This is a genomic window from Nitratireductor soli (assembly GCF_001050155.1).
Taxonomy (GTDB): domain Bacteria; phylum Pseudomonadota; class Alphaproteobacteria; order Rhizobiales; family Rhizobiaceae; genus Nitratireductor; species Nitratireductor soli.
Genome location: NZ_LFVY01000008.1, coordinates 166,500 through 184,024, shown reverse-complemented (window position 1 = coordinate 184,024; position 17,525 = coordinate 166,500). Strand labels below are relative to the sequence as shown.

At 61.0% G+C, this 17,525-nt stretch carries 12 protein-coding genes and 1 pseudogene; 6 read left to right on the top strand and 7 right to left on the bottom strand.

Features of this window, described 5'->3' with window-relative positions; all coding sequences use genetic code 11:
* The first annotated feature begins 82 nt into the window (after positions 1-82).
* A complete protein-coding gene (locus AB843_RS11935) occupies positions 83-724 on the top strand; it encodes a dihydrofolate reductase family protein (protein WP_048647070.1) in 642 nt (213 codons plus the stop codon).
* 244 nt (positions 725-968) lie between these two features.
* Here the strand turns inward: AB843_RS11935 and AB843_RS11930 are convergent, their stop codons facing one another.
* From AB843_RS11930 to AB843_RS11920, 4 genes and pseudogenes are all read right to left on the bottom strand, one after another.
* Complete coding sequence (locus AB843_RS11930) at positions 969-1,370, bottom strand: YciI family protein (protein ID WP_082143799.1); 402 nt, start codon at positions 1,368-1,370, stop codon at positions 969-971.
* An 86-nt stretch (positions 1,371-1,456) separates the two neighbouring features.
* Positions 1,457-1,525: pseudogene (locus tag AB843_RS26120) on the bottom strand (DUF2200 domain-containing protein); the annotation flags it as partial.
* 8 nt (positions 1,526-1,533) lie between these two features.
* The gene (locus tag AB843_RS11925) at positions 1,534-1,680 is read right to left on the bottom strand and encodes a hypothetical protein (RefSeq protein ID WP_206412867.1); all 147 of its coding nucleotides are present in this window, start codon (positions 1,678-1,680) and stop codon (positions 1,534-1,536) included.
* 275 nt (positions 1,681-1,955) lie between these two features.
* Complete coding sequence (locus tag AB843_RS11920; RefSeq protein WP_048647069.1) at positions 1,956-2,894, bottom strand: LysR family transcriptional regulator; 939 nt, start codon at positions 2,892-2,894, stop codon at positions 1,956-1,958.
* A 115-nt stretch (positions 2,895-3,009) separates the two neighbouring features.
* On the opposite strand from AB843_RS11920, the gene AB843_RS11915 reads away from it, so the two are divergent.
* The 4 genes from AB843_RS11915 to AB843_RS25560 all read left to right on the top strand — a co-directional run bounded on the left by AB843_RS11915 (position 3,010) and on the right by AB843_RS25560 (position 5,406).
* Positions 3,010-3,585: an NADPH-dependent FMN reductase gene (locus tag AB843_RS11915; RefSeq protein ID WP_048647068.1), complete on the top strand. Its 576-nt coding sequence runs from the start codon at positions 3,010-3,012 to the stop codon at positions 3,583-3,585.
* Between the two features lie 62 nt (positions 3,586-3,647).
* Positions 3,648-4,238 (top strand): DUF6506 family protein, encoded by a 591-nt coding sequence (locus tag AB843_RS11910; RefSeq protein WP_048647067.1) that lies wholly within the window; start codon positions 3,648-3,650, stop codon positions 4,236-4,238.
* Positions 4,239-4,245: 7 nt separating this feature from the next.
* The gene (locus AB843_RS11905; protein ID WP_048647066.1) at positions 4,246-5,127 is read left to right on the top strand and encodes an arylamine N-acetyltransferase family protein; all 882 of its coding nucleotides are present in this window, start codon (positions 4,246-4,248) and stop codon (positions 5,125-5,127) included.
* A gap of 93 nt (positions 5,128-5,220) precedes the next feature.
* Positions 5,221-5,406, top strand: coding sequence for a hypothetical protein (locus tag AB843_RS25560; RefSeq protein WP_157384496.1), 186 nt, complete (start codon positions 5,221-5,223; stop codon positions 5,404-5,406).
* Between the two features lie 224 nt (positions 5,407-5,630).
* Here AB843_RS25560 and AB843_RS26420 read toward each other — a convergent pair whose 3' ends face one another.
* Positions 5,631-6,476 (bottom strand): hypothetical protein, encoded by an 846-nt coding sequence (locus tag AB843_RS26420; protein ID WP_425286814.1) that lies wholly within the window; start codon positions 6,474-6,476, stop codon positions 5,631-5,633.
* Here AB843_RS26420 and AB843_RS11900 point away from each other — a divergent pair.
* Positions 6,456-8,783, top strand: coding sequence for a peptidoglycan-binding protein LysM (locus AB843_RS11900; protein ID WP_244467975.1), 2,328 nt, complete (start codon positions 6,456-6,458; stop codon positions 8,781-8,783). The two genes, AB843_RS26420 and AB843_RS11900, sit on opposite strands and share 21 nt — an antisense overlap.
* A gap of 16 nt (positions 8,784-8,799) precedes the next feature.
* On the opposite strand, the gene AB843_RS11895 is transcribed toward AB843_RS11900, so the two are convergent.
* Positions 8,800-16,416, bottom strand: a complete 7,617-nt coding sequence (locus AB843_RS11895) for a LysM peptidoglycan-binding domain-containing protein (RefSeq protein WP_048647064.1) — start codon at positions 16,414-16,416, stop codon at positions 8,800-8,802.
* 90 nt (positions 16,417-16,506) lie between these two features.
* Positions 16,507-17,376, bottom strand: coding sequence for a MurR/RpiR family transcriptional regulator (locus AB843_RS11890; RefSeq protein ID WP_048647063.1), 870 nt, complete (start codon positions 17,374-17,376; stop codon positions 16,507-16,509).
* Between the last annotated feature and the right edge of the window lie 149 nt (positions 17,377-17,525).

The window sequence follows — 17,525 nt, the reverse complement described above, 5'->3', positions numbered from 1 at the left end:
AGCATTGGATAGAAAGGCACTTGCCTTAGTATCAAGAGCCGCTCAATCGGGCGGTTATGCAATCACCCACAAGGAGAACCCAGTGGCAGTTCGTGTCGACCTCATGATATCACTCGATGGTTTCGCGACAACGACGGACCAGACACCCGAAAACCCGTTCGGCGAGGACTGGCCGCGCCTCGTCGGCGCATATGCTGCAACGCGAACGTTCCGTGAGCGCGTTCTCAAGGATACCACGGGAGCAGGGACCACCGGTGTCGACGACGCATACGCGAAAGACTATTTCGCCGGCATTGGCGCCGAGATTATGGGCGCCGGCATGTTCGGACTCCACAACTATCCCGACGATCCGAACTGGCGCGGCTGGTGGGGCGACGAGCCACCGTTCCGGGTTCCGGTATTCGTCCTCACCCACACTCCACGGCCCTCGATAGAAATGGCTGGTGGCACCACTTTCCACTTCCTCAATGCCACTCTTACCGATGCGCTCCAGCAGGCTGTGAGGGCCGCAAACGGCAAGGATGTGCGGATAGGCGGTGGTCCTACCGTCGTTCGCGACTATCTCAAAGCTGGCCTTGTCGACCGCCTTCATGTTGCCATCACGCCGATTCTGCTCGGGCGCGGCATCCGCCTGTGGGACGATCTGCGCGGGCTGGAAGCCGGCTACACGGCCAAGGCAGAAACGGCACCGAGCGGCACTATCCACCTCACTTTCCAACGCTAGCCGCTAGACCGGTTCATCGTTTCATGGAAACGCTGCCCCGCTCTATCTGCTTGTTTTTCAGCATTTATGCGGACGTCAGATGATTCCACCTGACTGCAAAATGCTAGCCTGTAACTTGGGGCGATCGTGGACTGTCCGCAGGTGGCCCATGAGGTCGGCTTCTCGAGTTGCCAGTCCAGGTGCTGACTGTCTACACGGCCCGAAGTGCCCCCCAGAGATCAGAAAATGTCGGATGACGTGCGGGCTATGACAGCAACTTCAGCGGCCACACCTCAACAACGCCATGTGCAACGGCGCAGGGAGTTCGTGACGCCATATCCACGGCCTCAGCCAAATTGGCGGCTTCGATGATGGAAAAGCCAGCCACCGGCAGCGACGACTTCATGAACGGGCCATCGGCCGTTTCAACCTGAGCGGAGTCGGGATTTCTCACTTGCACCGGAGCGCCCGCGATACCCATCAACGCTCCGTCTTTCTGCAGCTTCGCGTCGTGCGCATGGGCTGCGTCTCGAACGGCCTTTGCGGTGCGCTCGTATCCCTCACGGTCTCCATATCCAATCGTCACGAATTTTTGCACAGTCGTTCCTTTCAGGTTCTTGGTGAAATGCGGAGCCTTGCCCGCAAGGCATGCATCTTGGTCGCTCATTGCAGCGGAGTGACGTCCCGGGACATGGTGCAGCCCGTCAGCCAGCGAATGATCTCATCAACCTCGGCATTGCTGCAGCCATTCTATTCCGCCTTGGCGACATTGTGCGGATGGACGTTGGCAAAGCTCACGGAATAGATCCGATGCTTGGTCATGCCACCCCTCATAAGTCGGGATCGGGGCCAAGAAGCGGCATCACGTCTACGGCCTCGCATGGGAAGATCGTGAAGTATGGATGGCCTTCGAGCATCTTCGCCGCGGCTTCGTGCAACGACGCGCACACGACGAGGAAAACGGTCAGCTCGTTCACAGTGTCCGCCACGCCATCCGGCGCGGTGCGCTTGGTTGGGCCGAGCGAGGAGGTCGATCGCTCATAACGTCAAGTTTGTTGATAAACAGCCACCACCTCTTGGAAGTCCCGCTGGCCGAGATCTACACGGCAGATCAGGAAATTGGCTTGATATGGTAGATTTGAGGATCGGCAGCAGCGGCCTCCGATCAACCGTTAAACTGCTGACTACATTGAAAAAATAATTCCATGGTGGGAGCTCTTTCTCATACACGATGCGCAAGCGACTGTATTGTTCAAGCTGTCCAGTTGGAGAGCGACGCCTCGGAAGCGTGGTTGGCGAGAATGGCCTCTTTGAAAGCGCGCGCCACAGGCCCGAAGGGGCGGTCGATCCTGCGTGCAAGATAGAACTGCACGTCAATCTGGCCGCCGGGACCCAGCGCGACCACTGGAAGCCGGACGAGCTCGCCGCTTGTGAGGTTCTCTGCCACCACCCAGTAAGGTAGCCGCCCCCAGCCATGTCCGGCCTGGATCATGGCGTATTTTGTCTCCTGGTTGTTGACGCGCCAGGTGGTTGGCGAAAGGACGCCAAAATCACGCCCCTCGGAAAGTTGGGTCGGGTCAGACAGAACGATTTGTACGTGCTCGGCAAGTGCCGCCGCCTCCAAGACACCCAGATCTGCCGCTGATTCTGCCAACGGGTGGGTTCGCGCTGCGACCGCGACAAAGGGATGCGAGTGCATTGCCTCGAGCTCGATACGAGAATCCGTCAGGTCTTCGCCAGCCAGAATGCCCAGCGTCACCCGTCCGTCCTGAATTGCGGCAGGCGGTCCGCCCAGCGGCAAGACCTGCAGCCGGATACTCACACCCACATAGCTGCGTTGGATGGCGTGCAGCGCCGCCATGACCCACGGCATCGGGTAGAGGGAGTCGACCACGATCGACAGTCCGGCTTCTACTCCCTCGCCAAGGCTGCGCGCGCGTGCGCGCATCGCGTCGACTTTCAGAAGAATCGAGCGGGCGTCAGCCAGCAGGGATTGCCCCTGTGGTGTCAGCACCGGCCGATGCCCGGAGCGGTCGAAAAGCGCCACTCCCAGCTGCGCCTCCAGATTTCCCACGGAATAGCTTATCGCGGATTGAACGCGCGACAGATGCCGCGCACTGCCACGAAAGCTTCCGGCTTCGACGACCGAAATGAAAGCTCGCAGTTGGTCAAGCGTCAGTGCGTCGAGCAATTTGATCGATCCTTTCGAACAGAACCATCGAAACTTTAGCAATTGTCTAGAGCAGAGACCAGTGCGATCCACGAACGGCGCGCAGAGTGAAAACCCTGAGAGGTGAGAAGAAGCGATGTCGTCTCGAGATCAAATTCGCACGGCAGTTATTGTTGGAAGCACTCGTGAAGGGCGTTTTGGAGATACGGTGGCGCGATGGTTCGTTGGTCGTGCGGCGATGAACGAAGCCATCGATATCGATCTTATAGACCTTGCAGAAGCCAACCTTCCTGCCACTCTCAAGGATGTGCCGCCGCCGGAGGTTGAAGCGACGAATTCTCGCCTGGCCGATGCGGACGCGTTCGTGATGATAACGCCTGAATACAATCACGGCTACCCGGCCTCGCTGAAGCTCGCGCTCGATTCAGCGCGAGATGAATGGATGGCCAAGCCGGTTTCGTTCGTCTCCTATGGCGGCATGGCTGGTGGTCTGAGGTCTGTCGAACAGCTCCGTCAGGTCTGCGCAGAACTGCACATGGTTTCGATCCGCGATTGCGTGAGTTTGCACAACTGCCACGGGCTGTTCGACGAGGCCGGCCTCCTCAAGGAGCCCTCCGCACCCGACGCAGCGGTGAGAACGATGCTGGACCGGCTTCTATGGTGGGCAGTAGCGCTCCGCGACGCACGCGCGGAGCGGCCTTATGGAGCATGACAGTATCCGCTTCCTTAAACTCGCTGACAGCCGGCAAGAACGAGCGCTTCAGGAGATCGCAGATGCACCACGCCGTATTTTACGAGTTTCCAGAAGCTGATCCCGCTACCGACCGTTTCACCTACGAGATGGCAAACGGCAGTGTGACTGTCGTGTTGGTTGACGATCCCTCCAAGGTCCCCGCGATCGCGAAGCAGATGGCGGAGACAGGGACTGAATTGGTGGAGTTGTGTGGCGGCATGCCGCTGGCGGTTCGCGCCAAGGTCAAAGCGGCAGTACCCAGCGAGACCAGGGTCGCTTCCGTCTCTTTCGGTATTGAATCGATCGTGAAGGCGGCCGAATTCAACAGGGCCTTCATGGATGGCAAGCCTCCTGCGGAAGCCTGCATCGTGTTGGCGCCAGGCGCCAATCCCGCCAACGACCGTTTCTCCCGCAGAGCGGGGTCTCAGAACTCTACCTTCATCATGACGGACCAACGAGCCGCGCCTGACGTTGCCCGCCAGCTCGTTGACGAGGGTGTCGGCTTGATCGAGCTCTATGGCGGCTTCTCCGATGAGAACGCTTCGGAAATCATCGGAGCGGTCGCCGGGCGATCTGCCGTCGGCGTGAGCGGCTTCGGGCACGAGCCCCCGAGGCCCGCTTCGATCAGGTAATGACGCAATGACCACCGACGGCCTGTTTGCAACGACGGATGAAGCAATCGCGCTCGGCGCCTATCTCACGCGGATCGGCTATTCGGGGCCGCGCGAAGCATCGCCAACTGTGCTGCGCGCACTGCATCGTCTGCATCCGCAGGTCATTGCCTTCGAGAACCTCGACCCGCTGCTTGGCCGCCTGCCGGTTCGGCTGGAAGTGGGATCGCTGATGGACAAACTGGTCCACGGCGGACGCGGCGGCTATTGCTTCGAACAGAATCTGCTCTTTGGGCACTTGTTGTCGGCATTGGGGTTTCATGTCTCGGGTCTGGCTGCACGCATCCTGTGGAACCAGCCAGAAGGAGCAAAGACGCCTCGCGGCCATATGCTTCTGAATGTTCGCGTGGATGGCGAGAACTACATTGCTGACGTCGGCTTTGGCGCGCTGACGCTTACAGCGCCGCTGCGCCTGCGACCGGTTCTTGAACAAGAGACACCGCATGAGCGCTTCCGTCTCATCGAGCAAGATGGTCTGTTCCGCCTGGATGCCAGGATCGGCGATGAATGGAGGCCGGTCTACAGCTTCGATCTGCAAGAGCAGGTCCAGGCCGACTACGAGATCACCAACTATTATCTTTCGTCAAATCCGAGCTCCCATTTCCGCACTACGTTGATTGCCGCACGGCCGTTCGCCGAAGGACGTTATGCACTTCTCGGCAACCGGCTCACAATGCACGCGCTCGATGCCCCGCCGCAACGCAGGATGCTCAGCAGTGTCGCCGAACTGCGCGACGTCCTTTCTTCGTTGTTCCTGATCGATGTCCCGGATGACCGCGACTCCATTCTGGCATCGGTGATCAAGCCGCCGACGCCAGGCCGCACATCAGCGAAAGAGAGATCCCGATGAAGCCGAGATTGAACACCTTCGCAGTCGCACCGGAAGCCATCGAGGCGATGCTGGTTGGCACCAGGTTATCAAAGAAAGGCATCGGAGATGCGGATGAACCAAGTAACAGTAGCCCTGCCGGATTTGGATGCCGGCTGGGACTTCTATTCCAGGTTCGTCTATTTCGGAAATGCCGGGACGCCTTATCCGGCAGTAAACACGATATACGACTCCGTTATCGACCGAAGCGTGCTCCGCCTGACCGTACGACCGGCCGCAGACGACAAGGCGCGGATATGAAGCGATGGCAGTAGATCGATTCTTGCCCGGATGTGCATACCGAACGGCTCTTCATACCCGGCACGCACCGATGCGAGCCGCTGTGAAAGCATAGGCCGCCGATGTGCCGCAGCATCGGGATGCTGATTTTTGAGTTCCAAGCAATTACAATCATATGACATATAAGTTTCACAAAAACTTCACGGTACATTCGGCGCGAAGGAAATATACTTCAGAATACGGCATCAGGTCGCCGATTTCACTCTTTCGAGCAAACGAGGGCGTCGATGTCGTACCGTATCGATCCAAATGCCGCGCAGCGCTACAACGTCGATGGAACGCGCGCATCTTCCCTTCCAGAGACGCTGAGATCGCATTTTCAGGACGAGATCGCCGCCGCGCTGCGCCAGCGCGAACAAGCGGGCGGAGACGGCACGCTCGATCCGGCGGACGAGCGGCTGGCTGTGGTTGAAACTGGCGACAGCCTGTCGGCAATCGCCGCGGAGAACCAGGTTTCCCTCGATACGCTTCTGGCGGCCAATCAAGGCGTGGTCGACGGCAACGGCGACCTCATTCATCCGGGCGACCTCATCTTCCTGCCACGGATCGACCCGGAACTCGTGGCGGCAAACTCCAAAGGGCCCGACGGCATTCCCGAAGGCGAAACAGCTTTCGTTTCCGACCTGTTCGACCGCGGAAACAAGCTTGAGTACGCCGACGACCCGGCGGCGATCGACTATGGCGCCGAGGGTCTCGCCATCCAGAATGACGTTGGAGCCTATCTGGACAGCCTGCCCCCCGCCGAGCGGCAGGCGGCAACCCTGCGCCTTGCAGGGAGCGACTGGGTGGATGCCGGCCCAGCGGGCCAGAGCGTCGCCAACGCGATCGCTGAGCGTGGTCTGCACGACAATGCCGAAGACGCATTCGCAAGCGAACTCTATGGCATGGGCAATGGGCTCGAATATGCCGATGTCCCTGAAGCGGTCGATTTCGACGGCGCCGTGACATCGATGGCGGGCCGTGTCGATGACTATCTGCAAAGCCTGCCCGAAAGCGAGCGCGGCCTGGCCTTGCAAAAGCTCTACGATCACGACTGGCGCGATGCCGGGCCGGCGTTGATGGCGCTCGAACAGGCAGCGGAACGTGCAGGCATCAACCTTCGTCCGTCGACCCATTCCGGCGCCGATGTGGACGTTGAAGCACGACGGATCATCGATCTGGCGAACGCTGCCGGCAGCCCGAAGGAGAGGTTCCAGTTTCTGAACGATGCATATGTGGAGGCAAGACCGGAGGTCCGCGCCGCACTGGAGCGGTCATCCGACGCAAGCTCGCTCGTCGCCCGATCAGCGGGCTGGGCGACGGAACCGCTGGATGACTACGATCCCTCGCAGGACCTGCAAGCGCCCGGCGCGCAGGCTTTCGCGCGGCTCGAGCAGTTGACGGACGGCGCGCAACAGGTTTTCGCCGTCGATTTGCTCGAAGCGGCAATGCCCGACCTCCAAACGGCAAACCAAATCCACCAGAGCCAGACGGGCTCATCGATGCTGGGACACAACGGCACGACGGACATGCTCACGGTGGTCGACCGGATAGCGGGAAGCACGGCCGGCGATACCGTCATCCGGGACTTCGCGGCAATGGGATTCTATTCCAGGAACGTCATCATGAACGCCGTCGGCTCCGGCGGAAGTCTCGAGTATCCATTCGCACTGGCCACGCAATGGGGCGACGGTGCCGGGCTGTTCGGAGCCGAAGTGAAACCGGGAGTCCTGCAGTTTCAAGGCCGGGTGGGCGCGGATGTCGACGCCTACGGAAAGCATCTGCAGGAAATGCAATGGCTCATCCACAACCACGGCGGCACGATGACGCCGGAACAGCTGGCCCAGGCCATCGAGGACTACAAGACGGAGAAGGGTTCCGAATGGCAGGAGACCGAGCAACGCCTGGAGCGCGACATCGCCCGCAGCGGCGGTTTGCTTCTCGAACATCTGGTGCAACTGTCCGACCTGCCGCCGGAAATGTCTGCGGATCAGCCCCAAGCCGACGCCTTGATTGCAGAGATACTGAAAGACCCGAAGTCGGTCATGGCAATCGAGGTCGCCATGCAGACCAACCCGGAGCTGGTGTCCAATCCGAGCACGCTCAATTTCCTTGGCAGCAAGGCCCGCCTCACCGACCGCGGCCGCAAGCTGGCGGAAGAGGCGATGACCCAGATCCTGCGTCACAAGATTCTGCCCTCCTTCGATGATTTGAGCACCGGCAATGCAACGAGCATCGCACAGGCCAAAGCTACGCTGGACACCTTCAAGAACAGCAGGTCAGCCCAGCTTCTGGGCATCACGGACAACGATCTCGCCAAGGCGATTGACACCGTTGAGCGCTCCTTGCCCGAGGTCGGCGACACGCCAGCCGATGCGGTGCGCAAACTGGAGCGGCTCAATCGTGATCTCAGTGAATTGCAGGGAACCAGCGGTGTAAAGTCCTTCAGCAACACGACCATGGCCGGGCAATTGCTGCGAACCATCGGACTGGCTGCGACCGGCGCGAGTTTCGTCAACTCGACGCGCGTCGCCAACGACGATGCGAGCTTGAAAAACAACCTCAAGATTCTGATCGATGCCTCGGGCATCGCGCAGCGTTCCGTTGAAATTCTCTCCGGCATGGAGCGCATCAATCCGCAATCGCAGGCAGCGCAGCATTTTGGAAGCAGCAGCAAGCCCGCCGTCAAGTTCCTCGGCGTGCTCGGCGCCGGTTTCGATGCATGGACCTCGGTCGAGGCCTTCAAAGCGGGCGATCCGTTAATGGGCAGCCTGTCTGCAGCCGCCGCCGGCGGCGGCGTGATGGCTGCGCTTGGCACGGGAACCGCCTTCGGTCCGGCCGGGCTGATCATCGTCGGCATCGCGGTCGGCGCGCAGATGCTCGTCGCCGATCATCGGGAAAGCACTAAGTACGAGACGGACATCGCGATGCGCTTCCTGCAGCATTCAAATTTGTCGCAATCGGCCGCAGATGCGCTGACCGACCAGAGCGGCGACGGCCACAGCCCGGTTCCACTGCTGATACGCTACGCCGAACTCAAGGGCTACGACCTGGAACAGGCGGTCGACCGGCAAAGCTTCATCGATTGGCTGAACGCCATTCCAAAGGAACAGCTGGAGACCCTGCGCGACAATCTTCATCACACGGCCGACGATTTCGACGGCAACGCCTCACGGCTCGAACGGACGGCGTCCTCCGACCACAACTACACCGATCCAGAGCGCCTCAACGACAGCGGTGTCGGCCGCGCCCGCTATCCCAGCACCGCCAGCAAAATCAACGGCGGCAATGCTGCTCCCTCCTCGGCGACGCAGATCGACGTCGCCCTCAGGACCATCGGCATCCCCGCCCTCGCGTGAGCCCGCGCGCCCACGATCAGCCGATGGCCGGAGGCAGGTAGATCCTGTCACCGACGAAAATCAGGTCCGGCAACTGGATATGATCCATGTTCAATACGACCGTATCGGTCACATCGGCCGATTGATCGCGGGCGATGCTGCCGATGCTCTGGCCCTCCCGGACGGAAACCCAGGGGTAGCCCCGGCGCTCGAGCGCGGGATTGTACCGGCCATTGCGGTCCTGTGCGCCCGTGTCGTGCGGAGAAACGTAAGCGGCGGAGACCCAACCTCCCTGCAGTTGGCCATCCAGGCCATAGCCGGTCACGGGTACCCACTCGTCACCCGCATCGTCCCTGACCCACTCGCCGTTCTCGTGGACCAGTGAACCGGGGCGCAATGTCGTCACCTGGTCGGCGTCGCTTGCCGGCGCCTCCCGTAGATTCAAGCCTGCGGGCGCCGTAACCACGAGTTGCGGACGGGGCTCCTCCTGGCTCGGCGCCGAGGAGGGTGAGGTTCCACCGGACGGCGTTTCGTCAGGCGAGGTTTCATTCGGTCCAACACTGTCGGTCGGATCGCCTGACTCGGCGCTGTCGGCTTGTACGGTTGCCCATGTCGACAGACCAAACAACAACAAGCCTCCCCCGAAGGCCACGCCGTCGACGATGCGCGGCATCTTCGAGCTGGGGGCGGCAGGCTTGTAAGCTCTGTGCAGCAGATAGTAGGAACCGGCCGTGAACAGGACAGCCGAGGTGGTGTCAATTCCGCCCTGAAACGTGCTCAGTAGATCGGAGACGACCGGGAACGGACCGTCTGCAGCGCTCAACAGGTCGGGATCGCGGGCATATTTGCCCAGAGACAGGTCATAACCGACCTTCCCTGAGTAGTACAGGCTGCCGCCGAGGTACAAGGACAGAGCCGGCTTGTCGATCCAGGGGTATGCCTTGCGCCCGGTCGTGACTTCCTTGAGGCTCTTGGCGCTGTACCACCAATTGGCCACGTTGAATGTGATCCCGTCGGTCATGTCCCAGTAGGCGCCGGTCTGGAACTCGCCGACAACCGTCCGGCTGCCGCTGGCCATATTCGGGATGAAGGTGATCACATCGACGGCCCGCAACGCCTTGCCCAGCGTGGTGTGTGGCGCTGTTGCGTTGGGGAAGATGTCCTTGGCGATAATGCTCGCTCCACGGACGAAGAAGCCGCCCGCATGCAAATGGACCCTGACATTCTCGGGCAGTGCGGGCCACACCGCAGCCAATGCTCCGGTAGCCCCGCCTGTCACCAACAGCATGTCCTGCCCCTTGGCGTGCATGGCCGCCAATCCATTGCGCAGTCGCGATGGCGCATTGTAACCGTCCAGCGCGGCGCGCTGATCCGTGTTGAGCAATGCAGTCTGCACTGGCTTCAGGCCCCCCGTCTGCTGCTTCGTGAACGCGGCCAGTTGTTCGAGCGAGAGAGAACTCATCTGCTGTGCAGCAAGCTTGGACAGCTGTTCGGGGGTGAATTGGGCAAGCTGGTCGGGCATGAGCGCCTCAACCCGAACATACTTCATCCGGTTGAGGGGAATGGCGCGCAATTGGTCACCGTCGAACATCTGCATCTGCGCCGTGCCAAAGCTCTGCCAGGTCTCGACGGAGAAGCCGGCGATGTCGTCGGTGGTCAGCGTGGCGATGTGGTCGAGATCGATCAGGTTTCTTTTCTCCGCCGGGAGCGCAGCGGTCTGTTCCGGGCGCAACGCCTCCACCTGCTTGCGTGTCAGCGCCTTGAGCTGGTCGTCGCTCAGTTTCGCCATCTGCGCCTCGGTGAGCTTCGCCACCTGCTTCATCGTCAGCCAGGGAATCTGCTTCACGCTCAGTTGCGCCACATCGACATGCAACATCCGCCGCTCGGAGATACCGCTGACGGCTTCCTCCGAAAGACGGCCGATCAGCCCTGCCTCGGAGAGAGCCTCGAGTTGCTTCCCGGTGATGCGCTGAGCCTGGCCGCGTGTCAGCCAAGGCAACTGGTCTTTCGTGAGCATGGCAGGCAGGTCCAGCCGCTTTATATTGTCGCCCGAGATGCGGCTCACCTGGCTCTCGCTGAAATGCTTCAGCAGGCCGTTCTCGCCAAGGCTCTTCAATTGCGGCCATGTGAGATTGCCCACCTGCCCGTCCGTCAGCCAGCGGACGTGCTTCTTGCTAAAACCACTCACATCGACGAACTTGATGTTCTTGTCCGGAATGCTTTGCCTCTGGGCCTTGGTCAGATGCCCCAGCAAGCTGGCCACGCCCAAATCCTGCCATTGGGTGTTCGAGAGGGTGCCGATCTGCTCGTTGGTAAGCCACGGCACCTGCTTCGCCTTCAGGCCGCTGACATCGAACTGCCGCAGGACATTCGTCGAAACGCTTTCGATCTGCGGTCGGGTGAAGTGCGCTTGCAATCCCGCTTTGCTCATCGCCTTCAACTGGCGTCCGGAGAAGGCGGCGACCTGTTCTGCCGTCAGCCAGGGAACCTGCTTTGAGGTCACGCCGGACATGTCGAGATACTGAATCTTGTCGGCAGCGACGGCCCTGAGCTGCGGTTTCGTGAAATGCGCGTGCAGTCCGGCTTTGCTCATGATGCGGAGCTGTTTACCGCTTAATGCGGATACCTGATCGCCGGTCAACCATGGAACCTGTTCAGGCCGCATGGCTCCAACGTCGAGATTGCCGATCTTGTCGGTCGAAATACTCCGGATCTGACCGCGCGTGAATTGCTTCACCTGGGTCGGGGTGAACGCACTGAGCTGCGTTGCATTGAGCGTAGCGAAAACGTCATCACCGATCAGCGCGATGTCATTGTCGGTGAGCGAGCGGACATCGTCCTTGGACCAGCCGCGCGCCTGCTCCAGGTCAGGACCGCTTTTTTTGCTTGCTGCAATTGGCTGATGTTCGGACGATGCGCCGCGCGCCCATGGGACCACCGTGATCTCGCCTGTGTCAGGGTCGCGAACGGCAATGTGCGTCTTGCCGGCGCTCCCCGGTGCATCACCATGCACAGTCTGCGCCCAATCCGTCGGCACATAAACCTTTTTGGCGTTCTTCGGCTGGTTGCCGAGCATGCTCGCGTAGATCGTCTGACCGTTGGACGCCGTCAGCGCGATCGTATCGCTGCCGTTCGACGGTAGCTTGATCGGCCTGGTGGCAACCAGCGACCGGCTGCCGAGCGTCGTCCCGACAAGTCCTGTCCCCAGACCGACCAGCGCGCTGGCCCGCTCCATGCCGGACATCTCACCACCGTGGGCGGCAAGATCGTGAGCCGACACCGCCATCAGCGGCACGCCGGTGCCGACCGCCGACCAGTCCAGTCCTCGCGCGAGGCGATTGAGCCCGCCGGGGTTCCTCATGTAATTGCCGGCGAACTCGGCCAGGCCCGAATTCGGCTTGACGACGCCAATGCTGGACAGGAACGCCCTGCCCGCTCCGATCCGTTCACCCGTCGCCAACGTGCGGCCGGTCATGCCGACCGTCCGCAACCCGCTCGCGGCTCCCGGCAAAACCACCGTCGTGATCATCAGCCCGTTCATGACGGATTGCGTATCGTTCCATTCGCCGCCGTGCTGAATGTGGTTGTACTGGTTGTAGGCTGTCTTCGCGCCAAGATAGGCGGCGCCGGTATAGGCCGCCCCCGCCAGGAACGGGCTGGCGGGCGTCGGGATGAGGGCGGCAAGGCCGGCAAGCCCTGAACCGATGCCGATGAGCGGATCGACCACCGTGTCCCAGACCGAAACATTGCTCGCCTTGACGACGTCTAGAGAGAATTTTCCATCCTCTCCCGGCTGGAAGCGCAGGTTCTCCAGCACGACCAGCTTGCCGCTTTCCTTGAATTGCTGGTTGTTGTCCTGGAAGTCCTCGACGCTGTCGAATTTCTTGCCGGTGGCATCGACATACCACGTCTTGCCAGCGCCATCCTCAACAGCAAACAGTGCGGCCTGCTGCATGCCGACGGATTCATCGACATAGAAGAAAGGAACGATCCGGAACTCCGCGTCGTCGCCGCCGATATCGCGGATTTCCTCCTTGACCAGGTCAAGAACTTCGGCGCCGTCTTCGCTGCCGGCATCGATGCGCAGCGCCTCGGCGATCTGCTGATTCGCCTTGTCGTTGCCGATCGCCCGCAGATTGTTATAGCCCTGCTCATACAGAGCCTGGATTTGCGGCTGAACCCGCTCGTCCAGCATCTGGCCTTCATGATCGTCGAGATAGGTGTCCTGCAGGCGGGCGTTATGCTCGTCCGTTTCGGCATCATCGAGAAGCTTGAGCGGCTGGCTGAGCTGGTGATCATACCAGTTGGCGGACGCCTCGGCGCTGCTCTTCGTGTCCTCCGCCCCGTCTTTCTGGGCCTGCGCCAGTTTCAGCGCGATCACAGTGTAGGCGAGTTCGGGTTTCACCCATTGCCACTCGGCTGCGTCGTCGCCGTCGCCGTCCATCTGGACACGGGCCGGCTGATCGCTCTTTGAAAGAGCGTCGAGCCCGATTTCCTCGTATCTGGCGGCGACTTCTGGCGTGACATGAATTTTCTGCCCGCCGACATCGATCTCGACAGGCTCGACGCCGTCCGCCAGTTCCGGCGCTTCCACATGGTTGGCGGGTGTATCGAGCTTTTCCAACTCGCCCTGAAGCTCATCGATCTGTTCGTCCAGATTCTCGATCGATACGCCCAGCTGATCCGCCAGGGTCTGGTTGAGATCCCTGCCAGCGGCGAGTTCAGCCGTCTTCAACCCTTCCAACCCAATGGGGCAGGCGTTGAGGTCGGTCTGCTCCAGGCTGAGTTCCTGCCATTCCCGGTTCAATGCCCGGTCACGGTAGTCATCGTTGACGTTGTTCTCGCTCAGCGAATAGGTGAGTTGCTGCTCGGTCTTGCCATCGGTGAAATGGTTGACGATCCAAAGTTCCCCATCGCGATCAACGACGTCCTGGCCGGTGAATTCACCCAGATAGTCGCCGCCGACAGTCCGGTGCTTCTTGCCTTCCTCGAACAGGTATTCATGCTTGCTGTTGTATTCGGCCTGCAGGCGCTGCTTGATGTCTTCAGCCTGCCCTTGCAGATCGGCGAGATTGCTTCGGGCATCGTAGAATTTCGTGTAGGCCTCGGCGATCTCCAGCTGGCTGCCGAGCGCCTCCTGAATTCCCTGCGCCTGTTCGAGAGCGGTCTTGAGCTGGGTATGCGCTTCCGAACCTTCTTCGGCCTGGTCGAGCAGGCTCTGCAGACGATTGACCGTATAGTCCATCGACAGCTTGTCGCCATTGGTCCGCTGGAGGTCGGCCTGATAAAACAGGGACGTCACCTCGGCATGCTCGGCCAGTCCTTGCGCGTATTCGACCCTTCGATTTGGCATTCCGCTGCCGTTGTAACTGGCGCCCTGCTGGTCCGGGTCCGAGAGGACCGGCAGGTTTTCCTGCTTGCTTATCGCCTCATCGAGAAGGTTCCCGGCGCTTATATAGGATTCCAGAGCGCCGCTTGCCTCCTCCAGGCGATCATTGGCGGCGGTCAGCCGGCTTGTGGCGTCCTCAAGGCTTCCCTCCGGCTCCGGCTTCACCCAACGCAGGCCGTGCTGGCCGAGTGCATCATCGAGGGTCGAGGCCGCGCCATCCATGGCGTCGCCATAGGCGGGGTCGAGGGCCCAGACGTCGAGCTGCGCCTGAATTTGGTCATACCGAGCCTGCGCTGCCGTAAGGCAGCCCAGCGCCGTATTCTCGGCATAGATGGCCCTGGCCACTTCCGGATCGGCCCAATGCCAGATTCCGTCCACCTTGACCGGCGCCCAGGCACCGCCGGACGGTGCGGTCCCCTCAGGTGGCTGGCCCTGAAAGTTGATGACCTGGTTTTCGTTCTCGTCGACCTCCACATAAGGCTCGGCCTTCGGGCCGAGGCCATACTGGCCAATGACCGCCTCTGTTTCCTTCTGTCGGTCGCCGGCAGCCGCCAGCAATTCGTCGTAGCTTTGCCCGGCCAGAAGAGACTCGATCGCCGCGACGACGATCGCACCTTCCTTGGCCTCTTCCGGATTACTGCTTTCCGGGTTCACCGAAAGCAGGGTCCGGGCAAGCGCCTCCTCGACGCTGCCCGGCTTGATCTCGATCTCCGTGCCATCCTCGTGATTGGTGAGCGTCATGCTCCCATCCGGAGCGGTGGTCAGGGTATGATCATTGAAGGTGACCATGACGGTCGTCTTCGTTCCATCCTTGATGACGATTTTTTCGCCCGGGTAGATCAGGTCCGGATCCCGCCCATCCTCGAAGAATTCCGGGTTCTGTTCCTCGATATCATCGAGCGTGAGGCCGTATTGTTCGGCGATCACCGTCAGGTTTTCGCCTTCCTTGACCTCGTGCTCGACCGGCTCACCGCCGTTGACGGGCTCAGTGATCGTGATCGTCTCGCGCCCATCCTTGTCGGTAACTGTTTCGCTTACCTTGCCGTCGGCGTACTCGGTCATGCTGACTTTATTGCCGTCATCATCGACGTAGCGAATGGTTTCGGCGTCGTGCTGGTAATCGTAATAGCGGGCGGCGACCACCTCATCGGTCGCGGTATCAATGATTTCCAGTCCCTGCACGTCGCCGCCGTCGCTGGTCGGCTCCCAGGTCTTCACCTCCAGTCCGGCGGCGGCCAGCTGGGCAATCACCTGCTCCTTCGTCAGCCCCTGCTCGGCGGCGATCTCGTCGATGCTCTTGCCATCCTGTACGGCATCGATAATGTCGTCGACACCCTCGCGCGTCGGAATCTGGCTGTCGGCGAGCTGCGTCTCCTTGCCGTCGGCGGTTTTCACCACCGTCTTGGTGCTGCCGTCCGGCTCGGTCGTCTTTTCGACCACCGTGCCATCCGGCAGCTCGGTCTTTTCCACGACGGTTCCCGAACCCAAATCGTCTTCATAGCGGGTGGTGGTGATGCCGGTTGCGGAATCGTAGTTCTCGTCGATCGTCCAGCCGCGGGCGTCGCGAACCGGCGACCCGGTTTCACCTCCATCACCCTTGACGGTGGTGTAATACGCGTCATGCTGAAAATCGTAATACTCGGTCGCGGTCTTGTCGCCTTCGCCCAGGTCGTCGTGGACCTCTGTCGTGCGCACATCGCCATTGTCGCTCGTGGGCTCCGTCGTCTCGATCGAATATCCACCGGCGTCCAGTCGTGCGATCACCTGATCGCGCGTCAGGCCCCGCTCTTCGGCGATCACGTCGATGCTCTTGCCGGCAGCGATGTCGTCGAAGATGTCCTCGGCCTGCGCCCTAGCAGCCTGGTCCGGCGCTTCCTCCGGCTCATCGGTCGAAACGTCGAAACGCACCGGCGTGGACGATGCGCCGTCCAGGTTGAGGGTGTTGGTGGTCGCTAACGACAACGGAGGCGTTCCGCCAGCCCAATTGGTGTTCGATGTCCGGAACACAGCCGGTACGCTCCCGGACGACGGCGCGGCGGGAGCCGGTTCGTGCCGGCTGGTTTCGAGATTGGCCAACTGTGCGTTCACGAGGGTCAGCTTTTGCTGCATCTGCATCACCGCATCGCGCTCGCCCATCTTGTTGGCAAGCCGAATGTGATTGCGGAGCGTTTGGGCTTCCGATCTCAGATTCGTGATCTGGTCGGCCCCGCCACTGGGCGCAATCCTCGGGGGCGGCGGCGCAAGAAGAATTGGGCGCAGGGCCATTGCTCATTCTCCAAAACACTAAACCATCGGGTCGATCGCCACACGTCGTGCCTGCGCCCGCTCGGGTAAGTGCCGGAGATTTCGCGGCAGCTACCGTGAAGGCGCCCAGAACACGTCGAGATCGGCGAGTTGTTCTTCTTCGTCTTTGCGCGCTTCCTCTGCACGCGCATCGAGCCGCGGCGCAATCAGCGCAACCAGCGCTTCGGCAGCCGCCAGGGCCGGCGTGATGCTGTGGAAGAACGAGCGCGAATGCAGCGTCACGACAATGCTATGCTGGGCGAGGCGGGCGAGCGGAGACACATTGCTGTCGGTGATCGCCACAACGGCAACGCCGTGCCGCGCCGCATGCTGGGCGATTTCAATCGTCGCGCGGGCATAGGGCTCCATGCCGACCACCAGCATCACGTCGCCCTTGCCGGCGCCGCGTAGCGAATCGATCCCCATTCCACCGGCCGCATCCAGCAGCCTGACGCGGTCTGTCAGCGTCGATAGCACCGCATAAAAATGTTGGGCGACAGGAAGTTCCCGGCGCAAGCCGAGGCTGAAGAGGCGGCGCGCGCCAGCCAATGTTTCGGCGGCCGCGAAGAGCTGGACCGCATTGCCGTAGTCGCCGAGCCTGGCCACCTGCGCGGCGAGCGTATCCATCACGGAACCGACTTCCGAATACCCCTCATCCCCGGGCGACCCGGCCGGAAAGCGCTCCCGTTCACGAATCTGGTCGAGATCCCGCAGAGCCTTCGCATAAAGAGAGCGCATGTCCTCATAGCCGTCGAGGCCGATCCAGCGCGCCAGACGCATCATCGTGCTGTGCGAAACCCCGGCGAGCTGCGCTTGTTCGCGCATCGACAACAGAGCCACGTCCTTTGGATGATCGAGTACGAAACGCGCGGCCGCCTGCAGTCGCGGCGGCATTGTCTCGAACCGCTCGGCTAGAAGTTCAGTCAAAGGTCCTCGTTCCATTTCGCTTCAAACCTGCCCCCACAATAAGTTACCCGTCCCCACCGGAACGGTACGCGTCACCAATCTTAAACGCAACAGAAATGTGACGTATGGAATTTATATCTTATAAATATTCCAAATGGACTTTCTCCTCGAAAACGGCTACCTTG